The sequence below is a fragment of the Paraflavitalea sp. CAU 1676 genome (assembly GCF_029223285.1).
Lineage (GTDB): Bacteria > Bacteroidota > Bacteroidia > Chitinophagales > Chitinophagaceae > Paraflavitalea.
Map to the genome: position 1 here is coordinate 833,143 of NZ_JARHUJ010000004.1, position 19,892 is coordinate 853,034.

General features: G+C 48.2%; 15 protein-coding genes. 10 read left to right on the forward strand and 5 right to left on the reverse strand.

Annotated features, from left to right (window positions below):
* The first annotated feature begins 2 nt into the window (after positions 1–2).
* The 4 genes from P2H89_RS16340 to P2H89_RS16355 are packed head-to-tail and all read left to right on the forward strand — an operon-like array spanning position 3 to position 6,953.
* The gene (locus tag P2H89_RS16340; protein WP_275828685.1) at positions 3–1,421 is read left to right on the forward strand and encodes a sugar transferase; all 1,419 of its coding nucleotides are present in this window, start codon (positions 3–5) and stop codon (positions 1,419–1,421) included.
* A 46-nt stretch (positions 1,422–1,467) separates the two neighbouring features.
* Entirely contained in the window at positions 1,468–3,045 is a 1,578-nt protein-coding gene (locus P2H89_RS16345; RefSeq protein WP_275828687.1) for a M1 family metallopeptidase, read from the forward strand.
* Between the two features lie 32 nt (positions 3,046–3,077).
* The gene (locus tag P2H89_RS16350; protein WP_275828689.1) at positions 3,078–6,029 is read left to right on the forward strand and encodes a M1 family metallopeptidase; all 2,952 of its coding nucleotides are present in this window, start codon (positions 3,078–3,080) and stop codon (positions 6,027–6,029) included.
* Between the two features lie 6 nt (positions 6,030–6,035).
* Complete coding sequence (locus P2H89_RS16355) at positions 6,036–6,953, forward strand: GNAT family N-acetyltransferase (protein WP_275828691.1); 918 nt, start codon at positions 6,036–6,038, stop codon at positions 6,951–6,953.
* An 11-nt stretch (positions 6,954–6,964) separates the two neighbouring features.
* On the opposite strand, the gene P2H89_RS16360 is transcribed toward P2H89_RS16355, so the two are convergent.
* From P2H89_RS16360 to P2H89_RS16375, 4 genes are all read right to left on the reverse strand, one after another.
* On the reverse strand, positions 6,965–7,687 hold the full coding sequence (locus P2H89_RS16360; RefSeq protein WP_275828693.1) for an FkbM family methyltransferase: 723 nt from the start codon (positions 7,685–7,687) through the stop codon (positions 6,965–6,967).
* Positions 7,688–7,784: 97 nt separating this feature from the next.
* On the reverse strand, positions 7,785–8,465 hold the full coding sequence (locus P2H89_RS16365; protein ID WP_275828695.1) for a 2-C-methyl-D-erythritol 4-phosphate cytidylyltransferase: 681 nt from the start codon (positions 8,463–8,465) through the stop codon (positions 7,785–7,787).
* A 115-nt stretch (positions 8,466–8,580) separates the two neighbouring features.
* On the reverse strand, positions 8,581–9,012 hold the full coding sequence (locus tag P2H89_RS16370; protein ID WP_275828697.1) for a hypothetical protein: 432 nt from the start codon (positions 9,010–9,012) through the stop codon (positions 8,581–8,583).
* 46 nt (positions 9,013–9,058) lie between these two features.
* Positions 9,059–9,433, reverse strand: a complete 375-nt coding sequence (locus tag P2H89_RS16375; RefSeq protein ID WP_275828699.1) for an STAS domain-containing protein — start codon at positions 9,431–9,433, stop codon at positions 9,059–9,061.
* A 94-nt stretch (positions 9,434–9,527) separates the two neighbouring features.
* On the opposite strand from P2H89_RS16375, the gene P2H89_RS16380 reads away from it, so the two are divergent.
* The 6 genes from P2H89_RS16380 to P2H89_RS16405 all read left to right on the forward strand — a co-directional run bounded on the left by P2H89_RS16380 (position 9,528) and on the right by P2H89_RS16405 (position 18,566).
* Positions 9,528–12,050, forward strand: a complete 2,523-nt coding sequence (locus P2H89_RS16380) for an ATP-dependent Clp protease ATP-binding subunit (RefSeq protein ID WP_275828701.1) — start codon at positions 9,528–9,530, stop codon at positions 12,048–12,050.
* 405 nt (positions 12,051–12,455) lie between these two features.
* Positions 12,456–13,145, forward strand: coding sequence for a (d)CMP kinase (gene cmk, locus P2H89_RS16385; protein ID WP_275828704.1), 690 nt, complete (start codon positions 12,456–12,458; stop codon positions 13,143–13,145).
* A gap of 402 nt (positions 13,146–13,547) precedes the next feature.
* A complete protein-coding gene (locus P2H89_RS16390; RefSeq protein ID WP_275828706.1) occupies positions 13,548–14,915 on the forward strand; it encodes an MBOAT family O-acyltransferase in 1,368 nt (455 codons plus the stop codon).
* Positions 14,916–14,927: 12 nt separating this feature from the next.
* The gene (locus P2H89_RS16395; protein WP_275828708.1) at positions 14,928–15,818 is read left to right on the forward strand and encodes a hypothetical protein; all 891 of its coding nucleotides are present in this window, start codon (positions 14,928–14,930) and stop codon (positions 15,816–15,818) included.
* 332 nt (positions 15,819–16,150) lie between these two features.
* On the forward strand, positions 16,151–17,767 hold the full coding sequence (locus tag P2H89_RS16400) for a T9SS type A sorting domain-containing protein (RefSeq protein ID WP_275828710.1): 1,617 nt from the start codon (positions 16,151–16,153) through the stop codon (positions 17,765–17,767).
* Positions 17,768–18,272: 505 nt separating this feature from the next.
* Positions 18,273–18,566 (forward strand): hypothetical protein, encoded by a 294-nt coding sequence (locus P2H89_RS16405; RefSeq protein ID WP_275828712.1) that lies wholly within the window; start codon positions 18,273–18,275, stop codon positions 18,564–18,566.
* Between the two features lie 106 nt (positions 18,567–18,672).
* Here P2H89_RS16405 and P2H89_RS16410 read toward each other — a convergent pair whose 3' ends face one another.
* Entirely contained in the window at positions 18,673–19,155 is a 483-nt protein-coding gene (locus P2H89_RS16410; protein WP_275828714.1) for a hypothetical protein, read from the reverse strand.
* Between the last annotated feature and the right edge of the window lie 737 nt (positions 19,156–19,892).

The following is a 19,892-nucleotide window of genomic DNA, read 5'->3' on the forward strand; positions in this document are numbered from 1 at the left end:
TCATGTCAGTCCAAAAACGTATCCATAGCGTCTGGTATTTATTCGGCGACTCTATTGCTGCCCTACTGGCTTGGATCGTTTTGCACTTTGCCCGGCGGTATTACCTGCATGAACCTATTTATTCACCCGATGAAGGTATCTATTTCAGCAAGCCATTCTGGTGGGGCGTTTTCATCATTCCAATAGCCTGGTTGTTTTTTTACACCCTGATTGGTTCCTACCACACCCTGTACAAGAAGTCCAGACTTAACGAGTTTACCAATACCATCATCACCAGCATCATCGGTTGCATTATCATTTTTTTCTGCATCGTGATCAACGATCCGCAGCATAAGTACACCTACTTCTATAAGGCACTCTTTACCTATATATGGGCCCAATTGACATTTACCTGGATATTGAGGAGCTATATATTGAGTAAAGTACGCCGGCAGCTGGCCGAAGGGCATATTCAATTCAATACCCTGCTGGTGGGAGGCAATTCCGTTGCCAGTAAGATCTACAGCGACACCAAAACCGGTCTGCGCCTCGCCGGTTACCATTACACCGGATTCGTATCGGCAACGCCTGAAGTGAACGGCATCAGCGCCCATTTGCCCCAATACGGCTGTATCACCGAAATTGAACGCGTCGTTCGGGAAAAACAGGTGCAGCTGGTCGTAATAGCGCTCGAAAAGTCCGAGAAACAGCAGGTAGAAAAGATCGTCTCTGTATTGAGTGAAGAAGACGTAGACATCAAAATTGCCCCCGATATTATCGATATCCTCTCCGGGTCTGTAAAGACCAGCAACGTCTTCGGTGCAGTGCTGTCCGACCTCAACACCGGGCTCATGCCCGAATGGCAGCAGAACATCAAACGGGTGATCGATGTGTTCGTCGCGTTGTTCGGTTTGGTACTGTTGTGCCCGGTTTACCTATATGTAGCTATCCGGGTCAAGTTATCTTCACCCGGCCCGGTCTTTTACGCGCAGGATAGAGTTGGCTACCGCGGACGCACCTTCCGCATCTACAAATTCAGGTCGATGTTTCACCCTGCCGAACAAAATGGCCCCCGGTTATCCTCCGCCAATGATGAACGCATCACCAAATGGGGCAAAGTGATGCGCATTTGGCGTCTTGACGAATTGCCCCAGATGTGGAACATCCTGAAAGGAGAAATGAGCCTGGTGGGTCCAAGACCCGAACGCCTGTATTATATCAATCAGATCCAGCAACGCGCTCCTTATTTCAAATACTTATTGAAAGTAAAACCCGGATTAACCTCCTGGGGAATGGTTAAATTTGGGTATGCTGAGAATGTTGAGCAAATGGTGGAGCGAATGAAATATGATCTGATGTATATTGAAAACATATCGCTCGCCCTTGATGTCAAGATCATGATACACACCCTTAGGATCATCTTCATGGGGCAGGGGCGGTAATACCCGTTCGCCGTAGAAATTGACCAATCACTTTTACATAAATCGCATGTACAAAAAGATCGTTTCCCTCTTAATCCTGATCCTTTCAACCTGTGCATTGCTGGCCCAGGATTACTGGCAGCAGGAGGTGCATTATAACATTGATGTAGCGTTGAATGAAAAATTGAAGAGCCTCGATGGTAAGCTCCAATTAAAATACATCAACAGATCACCGGATACACTCACCTATATCTGGTTCCACCTTTGGCCCAACGCATATAAGGACAATACAACGGCGCTCGCCAGGCAGTTGTCAGCTGATAAAGAGGGCCGTAAAAAGCTGAAGAATAAGAAGAGTGAAGGGTTTATGGACGGATTGGCCTTTACCGTCGATGGTAAAACAGCCGTCACGATGCCCGATACCGCGGGTAATCCGGATGTAATAAAGGTGCTGCTACCCGCCCCGTTAATGCCCGGGCAAACCGCCAGCCTAGCCACACCCTTTCAGGTTAAGTTACCCTACTACTTTTCGCGTTCGGGTTATGATGGCGATCAATACATGATCTGCCAATGGTATCCCAAACCCGCCGTTTACGATAAAAAAGGCTGGCATCCTATTCCCTATCTCGACCAGGGTGAATTCTACAGTGAATTCGGAAGTTTCTCCGTAAATATCACCGTTCCGGCCGAATACATTGTGGGCGCTACAGGCAGCTTGCTTACGAAAGATGAACTGGAACGATACAAATCAATAGGGGCCCAAAACTACCAGGCCAGATCGGCAGTGGCCAAATACCAGACCGATAAGCCAGGCACCACCAAAACACTGCAATATGTTGGCGAAAACATACATGATTTTGCCTGGTTTGCCGATAAGGACGTCGTGATACAATACGACACCCTTCAACTACCGTCCGGTAAAATTATCGATGCATTTGCCTGGTACCAGCCCAACGGCAACGTACAATGGGGGCTCGGTGTCAATTATATAAAAGATGCGATTCGTAAATATTCAGGATGGATCGGAGAATACCCCTGGCCGGTAGCGCAGGCCGTGGAAGGTCCTAAAAACCTAACCTCCGGCGGAATGGAGTATCCAATGATCACGCTCATCACCAGTCCCGAAGCGGACGCAGAAGGGCTCGATGCCGTGATCACCCACGAAGTAGGGCACAATTGGTTTTATGGCATCCTCGGGAGCAACGAGCGAGACCATCCCTGGATGGACGAAGGCATCAACAGTTTCTACCAGTTTAGGTATGAAGCCGAGAAATACAAATCCAACAGTATTTTCGGAAAGTCGCTGCCCAAAGAGATCAAGGCCCTGCCTGCCGAAGAACTGCTGAGCCGGGTGTACAATGCACTGAATAGTCTGCCCGCCAAAGAACCGGTCAATACCGGCTCCACCGGATTCGCCAATAAAAATGATTATGGTATCGTTGTATACGTAAAAGCCGCAACCTGGCTATACCTCGTGCAAATGGCCATGGGAAGGGAAAACTTCGACAAAGCCATGCAGGAATATTTTAGTACCTGGAAGTTCAAACACCCGTACCCGGAAGACCTCAAAACTGCCCTCGAAAAAGCAACCGGGTCCGACCTGAGTCAGTATTTTGAGCTGTTGAACAAAGAGGGGAATTTTTAACGAAACAAACAGTAGCCGGCAATATTAAGATCATGAAGAAACGTTTACAGATATTCTTATGGTTACTTTGCCTGCAACAGGTAGCATCGGGCCAATCTTACTGGCAGCAGGATTTGCAATACACCATCGATGTAAGCCTCAACGATCGCGAGCATTCGTTGAACGGATTCCTGAAACTCCGGTACACCAACCATTCTCCCGATACGCTAACCTTTATCTGGTTCCACCTTTGGCCCAACGCCTACAAGAATGACCGCACAGCATTCAGCGATCAGCTCTTGCAGCATGGTCGCACGGATTTTTACTTCTCTGAACGGGAAGACCGCGGTTATATCAACCGGCTCGATTTCCGTGCCGGTAACAATACCCTGCAAACGGAAGATCATCCGCAGTATATCGACGTTGTTAAGGTAAAACTCAACACGCCCTTGCTGCCGGGGGCGCAAACTGAAATAACCACCCCTTTTCATGTTAAACTGCCAAAGAATTACTCCCGCGGCGGGCATGTGGGCAATTCATACCAGTTAACCCAATGGTATCCCAAACCAGCCGTGTATGATCGGCAAGGCTGGCATCCGATGCCTTATCTTGACCAGGGAGAATTCTACAGCGAATTTGGCACCTATGATGTACGGATAACGGTTCCACAAGACTATATCGTAGCGGCAACCGGGAATTTGCAGAGCGAGGCCGAAAAAGACTGGATGAAAACGAGGAATGAAGCCTACTGGGCATTGCATCCTGTACCGGTGATCAGTAAACCAAAGTTCCTCAAGCCTCCGCCAAAACCAGTTAAGAAGGCAACACAACCCGCGCAAAAAAAAACTACCACTGGAAAGAAGCCAGCTGGTGCCGGTAAAAAGGCAACAACAACCCCCAAAGCAACTGACCAACAGACAGCAGAGCCTTTGCAAGCAGCAACTGCCAATACCGTAGCGGGTCAGGAAATGGCAACCAAAACACTCCAGTTCAAACAAGACCGCATCCACGATTTCGCCTGGTTTGCGGATAAGCGCTTCGTAGTGGATTATGATACCATCCGCCTGCCTTCGGGCAGGGTGATAGACGCCTGGACCTTTTATGCCGAAAACGATAAGATATGGAAAAGTAGCCTGCGCATGACCAAAGACGCTATCCAGTTTCGTTCCCGGCTCATCGGGGAATATCCTTACGATGTGGTAAGCGTGGTGGAAACCCATACAGGTTTCGATGGGGGGATGGAATATCCCACTATTACCAATATTGGCCGTGTCGATGATACCATTACGCTCGACGTCGTCATAGACCACGAGGTAGGGCACAACTGGTTTTATGGTATCCTTGCCAGCAACGAGCGCGATCATCCGTGGATGGATGAAGGCATTAATTCATACTACGGCAACCGGTATAAAGCATGGAAATACCCCGCCAAAGCACAACGCAATTGGCTGGAGTCGAAGATTCCGGAAGACCAGGCTGGCCTCTTCCTGGCGGCCCTGGCCAAGGAACACCGTGACCAACCCATCAATACAACGTCTGCCGCATTTCAGGAAGACAATTATGGGCTGATAGCCTACTACAAAACCGCCGCCTGGATGAAGCAATTGGAGCAGTCCATCGGGCAGCCGGCATTCGATAGCGCAATGCAGCATTATTACCGGCAATGGCAGTTCAGACACCCGTCGCCGGCTGACTTCCGGGAGGTAATGCAGCAGCATGCCAATAAAGACCTGACAAAAGTTTTCCACTTGCTCGATACCACCGGCGTCTTGCCGGGAGGATACACTGGTGCCAGGAAGCTAAAGCCTGCATTGCTCTTCTCCATGAAGGACTATGAAAAAGTGAACCATATAAACTTGCTGCCGGCCATAGGGTACAACATGTACGATAAATTTATGGTAGGCCTGGTGTTGCACAATATTACCATGCCTTCGCACAACCTGCAGTTTATTGCGGCACCGCTCTACGCCACAGCCAGCAAGCAGGTCAACGGGATCGGCAACATCAACTACACCTGGCATCCGGCAGAACGTTTCCGGTCTATTGAACTGGGACTTACTGGTGCAAGGTTTTCTACCATCGAAGGGGTAGATAGCAACCAGGCAAAGATCTTCGGCGGTTTTTATAAAGTGGTACCATCAATCCGGTTTACTTTCAAAAACAAGTCATTGCTTTCCACCATGGAGAAGTGGCTGGAGTGGAAGACCTACCTGATAGGAGAGAAGGGATTTAGATATGTTACGGATAGTGATGACTCCATGACCTATGCCGCCCCCGGCCTGCAACGCAACCGGTATCTCAACCAGCTCACATTTAATGTAACCAATTACAGGAAACTATACCCCTATGATGCGCAGATCCAGTTGCAGCAGGGAGATGGTTTTTACAGGGCCAATGCCACCGGTTTCTATTATTTCAATTATCCACGCGGAGGTGGACTGCAAGTGAGGGCCTTCGCAGCCAAGTTCGGTTACCTGGGGGGTAAAACGAACGAGAAATACGGGAACACCTATTTATACCAGCCTAAACTCACGGCCGTGCGGGGCGATGAAGACTATACCTACAGCAATTATTTTATCGGACGATCTGAATTTGATGGCGCCGCCAGTCAGCAGATCATGATGCGCGATGGCGGACTCAAACTGCGTACCGACCTCTTTGCCGGACTGCAGGGTAGGTCCGACAATTGGGTGGCATCCTTGAACTTTAATACCACGCTACCCAGGAAGCTGCTTCCTGTTGAATTGCCGGTGCGCGTGTTTCTTGATGTGGGTACCTATGCCGACGCCTGGAAAAAAGATGCCGCCACCAGCCGCTTTCTATACGTAGCAGGTCTTCAGCTTTCGTTGTTCAAAGACCTGCTGAACGTGTATGCCCCCTTGTTTTACAGCAAAGAGTTCAGGGATAACCTGAAAACGGTTCCCGAAGAGAACAAGTTTGGCAAGCGTCTTTCCTTCAGCATCGATATACATCGCTTTAATTTGCGTAAAATTATTGGCAAGTAAAACGCAATGACGCATACGGCACCCCGATACCTGCGGCGTAAAGAACTCGATACCGGAAAATGGAATAGCTGTCTCGATCAGGCCTCCAACGGGCTGATCTATGCCTATACCTATTACCTCGATGAAATGGCTGAGAATTGGGACGCGCTCGTTTGGGACGACTATGAAGCCATTATGCCCCTTCCCTGGAAAATGAAATGGGGATTAAAGTATTTGTACTGGGTGCCATTTGTACAGCAGCTAGGGATATTTTCCCGTAGCCTGCCCACTGCCTCGCTGTTGCAAAGCGGAATACAACACGCCTTGCAACACTTTCGGTATGGCGACCTTTTCCTGAATTTTGCTAATACAGGCTTGGCAAACACCATCGAAAAGACCAACCTGGTATTGTCGTTAAAGTCAAACTACGACAGTTTGGCCGGTAATTATAGATCCGATTTGCTGAAGAACCTGCACAAGGCGGCCAAAGGAACCATGAATTATACAACGGCAATAGATCTGCCCACAGCCGCTGGTTATTACCAGCAAACCTATCAACAGCAAATCGGGGTACTGCATACTGATCAATACCAGCAGTTCGTCCGGCTTTGCGAAGTGGCGCAGCAACACGGCGAACTATTGCTGAGAGGTGTCAACAACAACGAAAACCAATGGCTGGCGACTGCTCTTTTGTTGAAAAAGCATGGTCGCATGTATCTGTTGCAATCAACAACCTTGCCGGCCGGCCGTAAAATTTCGGCCAACCACTACCTCCTCGATCAGTTGATCCGGGAGTTTGCAGGAACTGAAACGGTCCTCGATTTCGAAGGATCCGACATAGCGGGCATTGCTCATTTCTACAGGAATTTTGGGGCCGTGGACCAACCTTACTACCTCTATCATTTTAACGCGCTTCCTTGGTATCTCAAATGGATTAAGAAATAAACGGCGATCCTTTACCCGCGGTAGGCCCAATACAGGTTTTCGTAGGTAAATGGCCTTTTTTCAATGCGGAAGCCAGCCAAAGTGGCCATTTCGATAAATCTGTTCACGAGCGCCTCACTATGTAATTCAATAAGAATATGCCGGGTGATCGACAGCCATTGCTGCGACGACTGCAGTAAAAAAGCCTCCGCGCCTTCAATATCTATTTTCAGGATATCTATACGGGTTAGCCCGTGGTCAGCGATTAGCTGGTCGAGGGTAAGTCCGGGTATAGGATGAGCGGTGGGCAACGAAGAAACCTGGGTATTGTAAGAGAACTGGGATTTTTGAAGGTAAACAGGCGAATTGTTCTCATGAATAGCGGCGAGCAGGGGAGTCAGCCGGCCGTTTTCGATCTCTGGAGAAAGATTCTTGCATAGCAGTTCGTAATTATGGGCATCTGCCTCTACGGCATAGATTGTTGCCTGGGGGAATTGGAGGGAGAAATAAAGGGAGGTCATCCCCACGTGAGCGCCCAGGTCTATGATCGTGGAACTTGAATGGACCAGACTCTCTGGCAGATCATAGATCTTTCGCCACCAGATATCGTAAAAAATAGTGAGGTCGCCGGCATAAGTACGTAAACCGACCGATCGGGAATGGCCCCTGAGCCGGAACTGGTATTCCACCGCAGGGTCTGCGGTCGGGGTTGTCGAGTTAGCCGAGTGCCAGGCTAATTGCTTGGTATTGGCCATCAGTTTCTACAAGCCGCCCGGACTGTTTGCTACTTTACAGCAAAACCAGCCCTTATTGAAAGCAGTGGAGATTCTTTTGATCAAAGCAGACATATGGTTAAATACCCATTTCCCTTTCCTCGAGGATCTTTTCTGCGATCAGCACATCAATGGGATGGGTGATCTTGATATTGGTCGATTCGCCATCGATCAGGTGGATCTTAACACCCAGCCGCTCCACCACACTGGCCTCATCGGTAAAAGATTCTTCATACTCCTGCTCAAAAGCGGCCTTCACAATATCACTGTAGAAGGTCTGCGGGGTTTGGATGATACGTACCTTACTGCGGTCAATGAATTCATTACCGTCGTAGGTCAGGATCCTGATGGAATCAACCGCAGAAATGGCAGGAATGGCATTGCCACGTTCCTGGGCCATTTGATAGCACCGCCTGATCAGTTGCGGCGTGAGCAGGCACCTGACGCCGTCATGAATAAAAACGATTGAATGCTGATGAATATGGGAAAGACCATTACGAACCGAATGGAAACGCGTTTCGCCTCCAACGGTCATCCAGATGCGGTCGGGAGCATAGGTCGATCGTAAGATCTCCTGGCCCGTTTGCAGGTGAGCCTCCGGCAGCACCAGTATGATCTCCAGGTCAGGAAATGAATCCAGGAAAGCGGTCAGGGTGTACCATAAAACAGGTTTTCCCTGAAGGGGGAGAAATTGCTTGGGCACCACGGTACCCATGCGCATGCCGGAACCGCCGGCGACTATAACAGCATACTTTTTCATGTAAGGGGCAACGTCAACTTTAGTATAATGTACTGGTTAAGAGTACAAAAAGATTTCATTAGCTGCAAATTCAAGGGAAAAACTTTGCTGGATGGGCAAACAGGTTATACTCTTTTCATTTTTTACCAACCCTGATCCTGAAAACCTGATCTTTAAGCAGGAATTCCTGTCCAATTTTGTTCTTGACCCGGATCCTACTCACTACCATCCTGCTGCCGGGTTCCATATGTCTGATTCCTGAAAGAGCCATTCCGCTGAATAATCCATCGGGGCAGTCTGTTTCTGAAAAGCAGGGCGTACCACTACCAATAAAGCCTGTTTTGAAACTGATAATCTCAAAGGCAGGGTGGGAACTTACCGGTTTACCTGCCGTTATTATCTCCTCAATGGTCAATGAATCGGCCCGGCCACCAATGGTGATGGAATAGGGGAGCTGCTTCAATGGGTTGCCAGTCTGGGCAATCGTTAGAAATGAGAGCAAAAGTAAACCCAGGAAAGGAATATTAGCACATCGCATATAAAAAGTCAATGTATACCCTAAACGCAATCCCGGCGGTCAAAAGTATAACACCCGCCCGGATCAGTGGGATAAACTACTCGCCTCCGAGCAAATCCCGCTCGATCTCTTCCAGCTGCACAATATCCCAGGCCTCACTCTCCGTAGGCGTCACGTTCATCAACTCCAGGATCTCCGCCTTCTCAAGCATCTCTTCCACCTGAGGCTGTAGCTCACAGATCACAAAGGATGCACCCTGCTCATAAAAGGTTTGTTGTATCTTTAGGAGACATTCTCCTGCAGCTTCGTCCATTTCGTTAATGTCTTTAACAATAAGAACCACGTTTTTAACGTCATTTTGGAGGAGCGGAAGTAAACATTCATCCAATTCTGCTGTCATATTAGCAGATAAGACCGGCTCAATGATCGTTATGGCATGGAATTTTTGCTTGGTATCAATTTTGACCTGCATACACACTTAATGTTTGTTAACAGCCGTTAATAAAGAGGCGGGAACATAAGTCAAAATTATTCGTTATTATTGTATAACACAACAAATTACACAAATGGATAACAATTTTTCAGCCCAGGTAAAGGAGATTATTTCGTTTAGCAGGGAGGAGGCTTTACGGCTGGGGAATGATTTTATCGGTACCGAACATTTGTTGCTTGGGTTGATTCGTGAGGGTGAAAATACGGCAGTTCGTATTTTGAAGAGTTTCAATGTAGATCTGTACGAGCTGCGGAAAGAAGTAGAATTGGCTGTCAAGGACAAGACCGGTAAGAACATCGCCAACATAAACAGCTTACCCCTGACCAAACAGGCAGAGAAAGTGATTCGTGTAACGGTACTGGAGGCGAAAGCCCTCAAGAGCCCCACCGTAGAAACGGAGCACCTCATGCTCTCCATCTTGAAGAACAAGGAAAACATAGCTACTCAAATCTTAAATCAATTTGACGTGGATTACGATTTATTCAGAAACGAGTTAGGCGTAGTAAAAAGCAATGATGTGCGTAGCGAGTATGCCGATGAGAACGAAGACGACTTCGATGAAGAAAAGAAGTACTCACAGCAAAAGTCACGCGCAGCAGGAAATGCCAAAAGCAAGACACCCGTATTGGACAACTTTGGTCGCGACATCACCAGGTTGGCCGAAAGCGGAGCACTGGATCCCATTGTAGGCCGGGAAGAAGAGATCGAGCGCGTATCGCAGATCCTTTCCCGTCGTAAGAAGAACAACCCCATCCTCATCGGTGAACCCGGTGTAGGTAAAACCGCAATCGTTGAAGGATTGGCCCTCCGCATCGTTCAACGTAAGGTGTCAAGGGTACTGTTCGATAAACGTGTTATTTCGCTCGACCTGGCCGCACTCGTGGCAGGTACCAAATACCGCGGACAATTTGAAGAAAGGATGAAAGCCATCATGAACGAACTGGAAAAGAATCGTGACGTGATCCTGTTCATCGATGAGATCCATACGATCGTAGGTGCCGGTGGCGCCAGTGGATCACTCGATGCATCCAATATCTTCAAACCAGCCCTGGCACGTGGAGAACTCCAATGCATTGGAGCATCTACACTCGATGAGTACCGTATGTATATTGAAAAAGATGGTGCACTCGACCGTAGGTTCCAGAAAGTAATGGTAGAACCGCCTAGTGTGGATGAAACCATTCAGATACTTAATAACATCAAGTCGAAATACGAAGACTACCACAACGTAACGTACAACGACGAAGCCATCGATGCCTGTGTGAAGCTCAGCGACCGCTACATCACCGACCGTCTGTTGCCCGATAAGGCCATCGACGTAATGGATGAAGTGGGTGCACGCGTACACCTCAAGAACATCAATGTGCCTAAAGAGATCCTCGACCTCGAAAAGAAGATCGAAGATGTCAAGGTGGAAAAGAACAAAGTAGTCAAGAGCCAGAAGTTTGAGGAAGCCGCTTCCCTCCGTGATACGGAAAAACGCCTGCAGGAAGAGCTGGAAAAAGCCAAGGCAAGCTGGGAAGAGGAAAGCAAACATAAACGCTATCCCATCGATGAAGAGGCAATCGCCGAAGTCGTGAGCATGATGACAGGCATACCTGTTAAGAGAATGGTGCAGGCCGAAACGGAGAAGCTGCGTAACATGACCATCGATATGCGCAACATGGTAGTTGGTCAGGACGATGCCATCCTTAAAGTGGTGAAAGCCATTCAGCGTAACAGGGTAGGGTTGAAAGATCCTAAAAAGCCCATCGGAACATTCATCTTCCTCGGACCTACCGGGGTTGGTAAAACCGAGCTGGCGCGTGCCCTTGCCCGCTACATGTTCGACTCCGAAGACGCCCTCATCCGTATCGATATGAGTGAGTATATGGAGAAATTCACGGTTAGCCGTTTGATCGGAGCGCCTCCCGGATACGTGGGATACGAAGAAGGTGGCCAGCTTACAGAACGTGTTCGCCGCAAACCATACTCCGTGATCCTGCTCGATGAGATCGAAAAGGCTCACCCCGATATCTACAACATCCTGTTGCAGGTACTCGACGACGGTCAGTTGACAGATGGACTCGGTCGCAAAGTGGACTTCAAGAATACCCTGATCATCATGACGTCCAACATTGGCGTACGCCAGTTGAAAGACTTTGGTGATGGAGTAGGTTTCGCAACAGCTTCCCGTCAGCAAAATGCGGAAGAGAACAACAAAGCGGTGATCGAAAAGGCCCTCAAAAGGACCTTCTCTCCCGAGTTCCTTAACCGTATCGATGATGTGGTGATCTTCAACTCGCTGAGCAAAGAGCATATCTTCCTGATCATCGATATCCTGATGAAGGGAGTAATGAAGCGCTTGAACAGCCTTGGATTCAGCCTTGAGCTGACCGAAGAAGCCAAGAACTTCATCGCCGAAAAGGGCTACGACCAGCAGTTTGGTGCACGTCCGCTGCACAGGGCTATTCAGAAATACCTCGAAGATCCCCTGGCAGAAGAGATACTCAACCTGCACATCAAGCAGGGCGATGTAATGCTCGCCGATCTGGATAAAGAAAAGACCAAAATTCAGTTTACGCTGAAAGCGACAAAAGAAAAATCAGAAGCTTAACAAAAAGCTTCCATCATATCAACCCTTCCGGATTAACCGGAAGGGTTTTTTATTGCCCCGGATTTTATCAGTCGATTAGCCCCCGGGGTCCGAAATCCAGATATTGATTTCGATCATGCACTATCATTTTTAAAATGTCGTTTATACATTAAGTCCCTCTGTTTTATTACTGTGAACAGGCCGGGGTATTTCTCGCAATACCAAAACCCTGCTTACAGACCATGGAAAAATCCAATGCTTATGATAACAAGGTGACTTACGCGTAGTAGGTCCGGAATCGTCCCCGCTACATTTTTATGCCGCTCAACATTTATTGGGCGGCATTGCTTTTTTGTAAAGAGCCATGCACAAAGCCCGAAGTCGCCAACAACAAACTCCTTTTTTCTTAGTTTTGCGTTCAACAACATGGAAAAGAAGATCATCATTACTATCGACGGCTGGTCCTCCTGTGGCAAAAGCACCCTGGCCAAGCAACTGGCCCGTGAACTCGGATATGTGTATATCGACAGTGGCGCCATGTACCGGGCAATAACCCTGTACTTCCTGCGCAATCACATCGACTGGACGCAACACAAAGCGGTAGAAGATGCATTGAGGAAAATATTGCTCGAATTCCATTCAAACCACAAAACCGGACAAAGCGAGATCTACCTCAACGGCGAAAACGTAGAGTATGTGATCCGTGACCTGGTGATCGCGGAGAAAGTGAGTGAAGTGGCGGCGATCAAAGAAGTACGCCAGTTTGCAGTGAAACAACAGCAGGGCATGGGCAAAAAGAAAGGGATCGTTATGGATGGACGGGATATCGGCACTGTTGTATTCCCCGATGCAGAACTAAAAATATTCATGACAGCCGACAATGCCATTCGGGTAGAACGGAGGTTCCGGGAACTCTACGACAAAAACCCCAACGTTACCATCGAAGAGGTGAAAGCCAACCTCGAAATGCGCGATTATATCGACTCCCACCGCGAGATCAGTCCGCTTCGCCAGGCCGAAGATGCGATCCTGCTCGATAATTCCAAACTCACCATGCGCGAACAGTTGGATCTCGCACTGGGCTGGGTAAAGGAGCGGCTCAGCGCAGCCCGGTAATATCATTTACCAAACGAATGACGGGCGGCGCCGCACTAACCGGTACGGCGGCAAGTCAAAGAAAACGAATCACAATCGCCCTGCGGCGAGCAGGCAGACAGTCAGCAGCCCATGCCCCGTTTATCCGGCCCCGGCCCCCTCACCGGGCTAAACGGCGAATTGGGCGAAGAGCGGGCCCTTATATAATATAAATTGCTATTTTGGCGTTTAACTGGGTAATTTTCATCGGGCAAGGACGCAACTCTTCACCAGCCGCTTCCGGGTATGGACTGATTTGCTTTACTTTGCCCCCGGTTTCCAGTAATTATACCCTTAAGCTAAGCCAGGATGGTATTTAACAGCATTACTTTCTTAATATTTAGTGTAGTCTTTTTCCCTATTTATTTCCTTACCCAGGGCAAAATGAGGCTTTGGTGGATCTTGCTGGCTAGCTACGTATTTTACGGCTGGTGGGACCCCCGCTTTCTCGCTATCATCATGATCTCCACTTTCATGGATTTCAACTTCGGCAAGCTCATCGGGGCCACCGAAGATAAAAGCAAGCGACGCACTTATCTCATATTCAGTATGATTATGAACCTCGGATTCCTGGGGTTCTTCAAATATTTCAACTTCTTCATCGACAGTTTCGTCAGCATGATGCAGGCATTTGGATTCAACCCATCCATCAGCACCTTGCAGATCATGTTGCCTATCGGTATATCCTTTTACACCTTCCAAAGTTTGTCCTACACCATCGACATCTACCGGCGCGAAATACCGGTAGAGCGCGATATGCTCAAGTTTGCAGCCTTTATCGCACTGTTTCCCCAGTTGGTGGCGGGCCCCATCGTGAGGGCGCGGGACCTGCTCCCGCAAATGGAGACCGATAAAAAGTTCGATTGGGACAATTTCAATTCAGGCCTCGGGCGAATACTCTGGGGATTCTTTAAAAAGGTGGCCATCGCCGATTCACTGGCACCATTTGTAGACCAGTGTTGGGCCGATCCCTCCAAGTTCAGCTCTTCGCACCTCCTGATAGGCGTTATATTCTATTCCTTCCAGATCTATTGCGATTTCTCGGGCTATTCCGACATCGCCATCGGCCTGGCACGGATCATGGGCTACCGGTTCGTGGAGAACTTCAAAACACCCTACTTTTCACAAAGCTTCAGCGAATTCTGGACCCGCTGGCATATCTCCCTGTCGAGCTGGCTCAGGGATTACCTGTATATCCCGCTGGGTGGTAACCGCCATGGAAAGGTCCATACTTACAAGAATAACATGATCACCATGTTATTGGGTGGATTGTGGCATGGGGCCAACCTGGCATTTATTTTCTGGGGCTTCCTGCACGGAGTATACCTGATCATCCAACGGATCACAACACCCATCTGGCGTAAATTCGTGCAGATCGTCCGGATGCCGGCCTTCCTGAACTCAGCCATTTGCATAGTTATTGTATATGCGCTTACGGTGGTGGCCTGGATCTATTTCCGTTCAGGTAGTATGGGACACAGCAGCTTTACCGTGGCCAACTCGATCATTGGCCGGATATTGTCATTGGAAGATTTCACCTGGTATAGTGTACTCAATAAATACCAGGTGTTGAAAGGAGTATTCCTGTTGGCGATCATGCTGGCGGTAGAGATAACCAATCAGCGGGTGTCCTGGAATGTTTCCCAACTTCAGCGCCCCGCACTACGGATCGCATTGTTTGTATCTGTATTGTGGCTCATCGCCCTGTTTGGAACATTCTCTGCCAACTCATTTATTTATTTCCAGTTCTAACCTAACCCGAACATGAAAAAGGCAATTTGGATCATCGCATTTCTGGCAGTACTGTTTGTGGGCGACCGTCTGTTAGGCTATATATTCCAAAAACAGATCACCAGCAGCCAGTTCCGCTATTCACGCATGTACCGCGGCGAAGGCCAGGCAGATATCCTCATTGTCGGTAATTCCAGGGGCCTCAACTTCTATCAGCCCACCGTTGACAAGGCCACCGGACTCAAATCATTCAGTCTCTGTTATTATAGCATGCCCTGTGAAATAGCTACCGTGCTTACGCAGGATTATCTCGATCGCTACCCCAACGTAAAAACGGTATTGGTAGAAACGTCTATCGTCGCCATGTCCGATGATAAACTGCTGCCAGGTTTTACCACCTACATGCCCTATTCCAAAAGGATCGATTCGGTCTTGAAGACAAAAACGGAGGATACCTGGTACTACGCCAATTTTTCCCATATCTATCGCTTCAACAACGAGGTATTTCAACGTGCCATGTATTATCGCAACAAGCTCGATAACGACTGGTACTTCGATCATACCATTACGCAAGACCTTATCGACCAGGCGCCCAACCGCAGCGTGGAATTGAACTCGCCCGAAAAGCATGTACAGGAGCTCAAACAACTGGCCGACTATTGCCGAGCCAGAAATATCAATGTGCAATTTGTACTGGCCCCCATATTCCCTACCTATAAAGTGAAGAAACTCCAGGAATTCAAGAAGAATCTGGAGGCAGCTATAGGCTACCCTATGCACGACTTCAGCAATTCGATCAAAGACTACTCATCTTTCACCGATTACCTGCATGCCAACCTGAAGGGCGGCGCAGAGATCGTAGACACCATGGTAGCCCACGGCATCCTTCCCAAAGCGCAACAGCCGGCCATCACCAGCCGTTAATTGTCCCGAAATATCCTTTTTCAATGCGAGCCTCCTTCATCAGGGAAGCCTCGACCCACTTCCCGTAAGTTGATAATCAGCCATTAAAGCCTCATCAAATCCTGCATGCGTTCCTCTTTTGGAAATCAATTCCAGCTTTGGGAAAATTCCCATCATGGTGACTGGGTAGTTGGTCACGCCCGGGAGAAATGTTTAAGATTTTTGAGTCTCATTGCAAATAGTTGTGATTCATTTGCTTAAGTGTAGCAGTTAGACCCCCTTTGTGTTTCTCGGACACTTAATCAAGCTTTTTGGCTCATTGTTGGAACATCACCATGCCAGAACCCTAAGCAATGAAACAGTTCTACCCTAAAACGTTGATCGGAAAGATATTCCTTGTAGTGACCTTAACAATGAACACTGCCGCATGGGCACAATGCCCGGCAGGAAGTCTGAGCCCCGTGGCCAACAAAGTCTACACCAACGGTGAAACAGTTTGTATCTCCGGCAATTTCAGCGGTGCCATCAAGCTGAACAATGGCGCCAAAATGGTTATAGTAAGTGGCGGTAATTATACCGGTAGTTTCGACGGCAATCCAGGCTCTTCGGTACAGGTAAATACAGGAGGCACATTCAATCCTTCTAACGCGAACAACCTCGCATCATCCATCTTGTCAGGAAAAAACGCAACCATCAACCTGGCCAGCGTCACATTGGCGAATGGATTTGCGCTCACCAACAATGGCGCCTTTACCTGGTCGGGCAACTGGAACCAGAATAATGCTGTAACAATTAACAATACTGCTTGTGGCACAATGGTGTTTAGCCAGGGTACTACCCTGCAAAACAACGCCGTCATCAACAATAGCGGCACGCTCATATTCCAGCAATCACTCACCACCAATAGTGGTACAACGATCGATAACCGCGGAAAACTCATCGTGGTAGGCGACTTTACGCCTTCAGGCAAACTGAACAATCAATGGCAGGCGGTATTCAAAGGCAATACCAACAACTTCAATACTGGCGACTCCATTATCAATCTCTATACACTCGTATTCAAGAATGCGATCACCGGAACTATTAAGATGCGGAATGACGGCTTATTCTGGGTGGGTGGATCGTTTCAGTACAACAGCGGCGCCAGCATCAAGATGAACCGTACCAACGCACAGATCAGGGTAAGCGGAGCATTCGTCAACAACTCCACGATTACCGGCAACGGTAAGGTGTTTGTTACCGGAAGCTTTGCCAACAACGGAGCCCTTACAGGAAAAAGTGCCGCCGAAAAACTGTCACTTAACCAAAACATCACTTCTGGTACCACCAACACGCAATACAATTCGTCGATGTCTGCAGAAGATACTACCACCTTTGTTGGCGGAGCCGGTAACCCCGATGTTTCTTGCGCAGTATTGTTGCCCATGGTGGTAACCTCGTTCAGGGGAAATTATCTCGACAATGTAGTCAACCTCAGTTGGGCGACGGCCACTGAAGCGAACGGAAAGAAATTCGTGATTGAATACAGCACGGACGGGATCACTTTTACAAAGGCCGGTGAAGTAGCCGCCAAAGGAAATACGACAATGCAAACGACCTACCAATACAGGTATACGGGAGTTATTAGTGCAACCATATACTTCCGGTTGGTATTGGAAGACCTGGATGGAGCCATGGAGTATACGGGAATAGTAAGCGTGAAGACAGGAGCGGTGCAAAAGGTAACAGCCAGCGCTTACCCCAACCCTTTTGCAGAAAAGCTCGAAGTACTGGTGTCATCGGCCAGGTCAACAACAGTAACGATAAAGCTGATGGATATGAATGGCCGCACCGTGAAAATCCAGGTAGCGACTGCGCAGGCAGGTAACAACAAATACCAGGTTACCGGTTTGTCAAACCTTAATAAAGGAATGTATATGCTGGAGGTAACGGCTGGTGAAGAAAAGTGGATACAAAAGCTGATCAGATAATACAAGGTTTTTTCATGAATGAGTGGTGAAGAAGGTCCTGCCGTAAGGTGGGATTTTCTTTTTTGTAAAAGATTTAGCGTAAAGGATAATAAAAGGCGGAAGACGGCCGTTTATGGAATCCACTGTTTTTGAAACAAATAGTGAGGTGAGTAGAGCACCCTGGGTATAATGATGCGGATCCTGTAGTTGTTTTGTAAGGATGATTTTACAGCAAACACGAATGAGATTAATATAAGGCATTTCATTAAACCTAATCCTGTATTAACACAGGCTTGCTCTGAACCTGCGTAAAGAAGCCCGTAGTATTCGCCGCAACATGCGCCTTATACTACGGGCTTCGCCAATTTCTGCAGGTGTTGATATGTTAAAACTTCATAAAATTGCCTTTCTAAATACTTGAAAGCCAGGTCTGGAAAAAATGTCTCACCACCGCTGGGCATAAATGGCACATCCCTTGAAATAGGGGCTGTGGAAGGACAGTATTGTTCACTAAAACAGACAGGCTATGAAACAATCGTTCAGCATTCAGTTTAAGTACCCGTTCAAAGAAAAGAACATCTCGATCGAACTGAAAGGAGATGTAACGGCCCATCATAGTGACCCCTGGTTTACCGTCAGCAATATACGTTTCACCAATCGGCCCGAGGGGCCTTACGACGCATTTCCCGAGATACGGGTGCAGCAACGTGAATGGCAGGGAGAAAAAGTATGGGTACACATGGATACACAAAAGGAAAGTGAACTCAGTCATATAATCGGCCAGGCAATTGATGACCATCTATTGCGCAATGCTGGTTAAATGGATCCGAAAAATATTCCTATGAACCATACCGGTGCAGAGTAGCCGGTGAACCAGACCGGTAGCATAATGCAATAGCTGCCGGTTTTTTTTGTGGATACTTTAGTTATTCGCCGTGTTGGTAATCGTCGATATTTTCCAACGCATCATCTTGCAGAAATTGTTTGCAGGTACAGTACTCGCCCATGGGGCAGGAGGGAGGATCGAAACTACAGAGCTCAAAGGTGGTGAGGCTCGAGTCGTTGATCTCGGTCTTGATATCGAGGGTACTTACGAGTAATTGATATTTTTTGGGGGTCGGAATATCATCGGGAATGTCGGTATCCAGGTTCCAGGTGAACATCATCTTGCTAAAGGCAGCACACAGGCGCTCCAGTTGAGGGGTGCTCAGCATATGGGCTGGCGGAAACTGTTCCTGCTGCAGGCCGCAGTAATAGCCAAAAGAATGAACAGGGTCCGCGTCTGGCCAACGATCATCCTCCTCCTGCGAATCATCGATGAATTCAGGGTACGCGTACTGCAGTACCGGCTGATCGGGTCTCTCCGCTTCCAGGATGTCCGTTAAAAGGTGTTTAATATAGGCTTCCATACCTGAGAGCATTTTAATAGCCCTAATGAGATATACGATAAATCACGCCAAAGGATTTCTCTCGTAACTTAATTGGAGTAAGAAACTTGCACGGATTTGAACAGTTGGTGACAGATGATACACTTAAATATGAAGAAAAATATGATACTGGGCAGATTATCAGGGAAGTATTGATGCCAGAAAATGTTCTATTCATGAAAGGTGGGGAAAATTATCCGCGAAACTCGACCCTCAGAACCACATCAGGTTATCCAGGGGGCCAAAAGCTGTGTAAGGCAGCAACGGTCACGAGACATGGACCCTCCAAAAATCCCCGTCAGAGTGTCGCAGAAGCCACCCACACGCTCCAGGTGCCGCAGAAACCCTCTTATAGTTACTCATCCGGGAGTCGCGACACTACCGCAAAGCAAACGCTCCAGGTGCCGCAGAAACCCTCTTATAGTTACTCATCCGGGAGTCGCGACACTACCGCAAAGCAAACGTTCCGGGTGCCGCAGAAACCCTCTTATAGTCACTCGTCCGGGAGCGCGGACACTACCGCAAAGCAAACGCTCACCAGGCGCCGCAGAAACCTCTTAAAAAGTCCACCAGCTATCACGGAGCTCTCCCCCAAAAAAAAGGTACTGTTTTAAATTCCAAAAAAATCTGAACTTTATATTTGACGAAGGAGAGCTTCAGTTGAGAGATTCGACGGAAGTTCATCTTGTGCAGGCAGGCTTATTGGCCTGCCTGTGTTT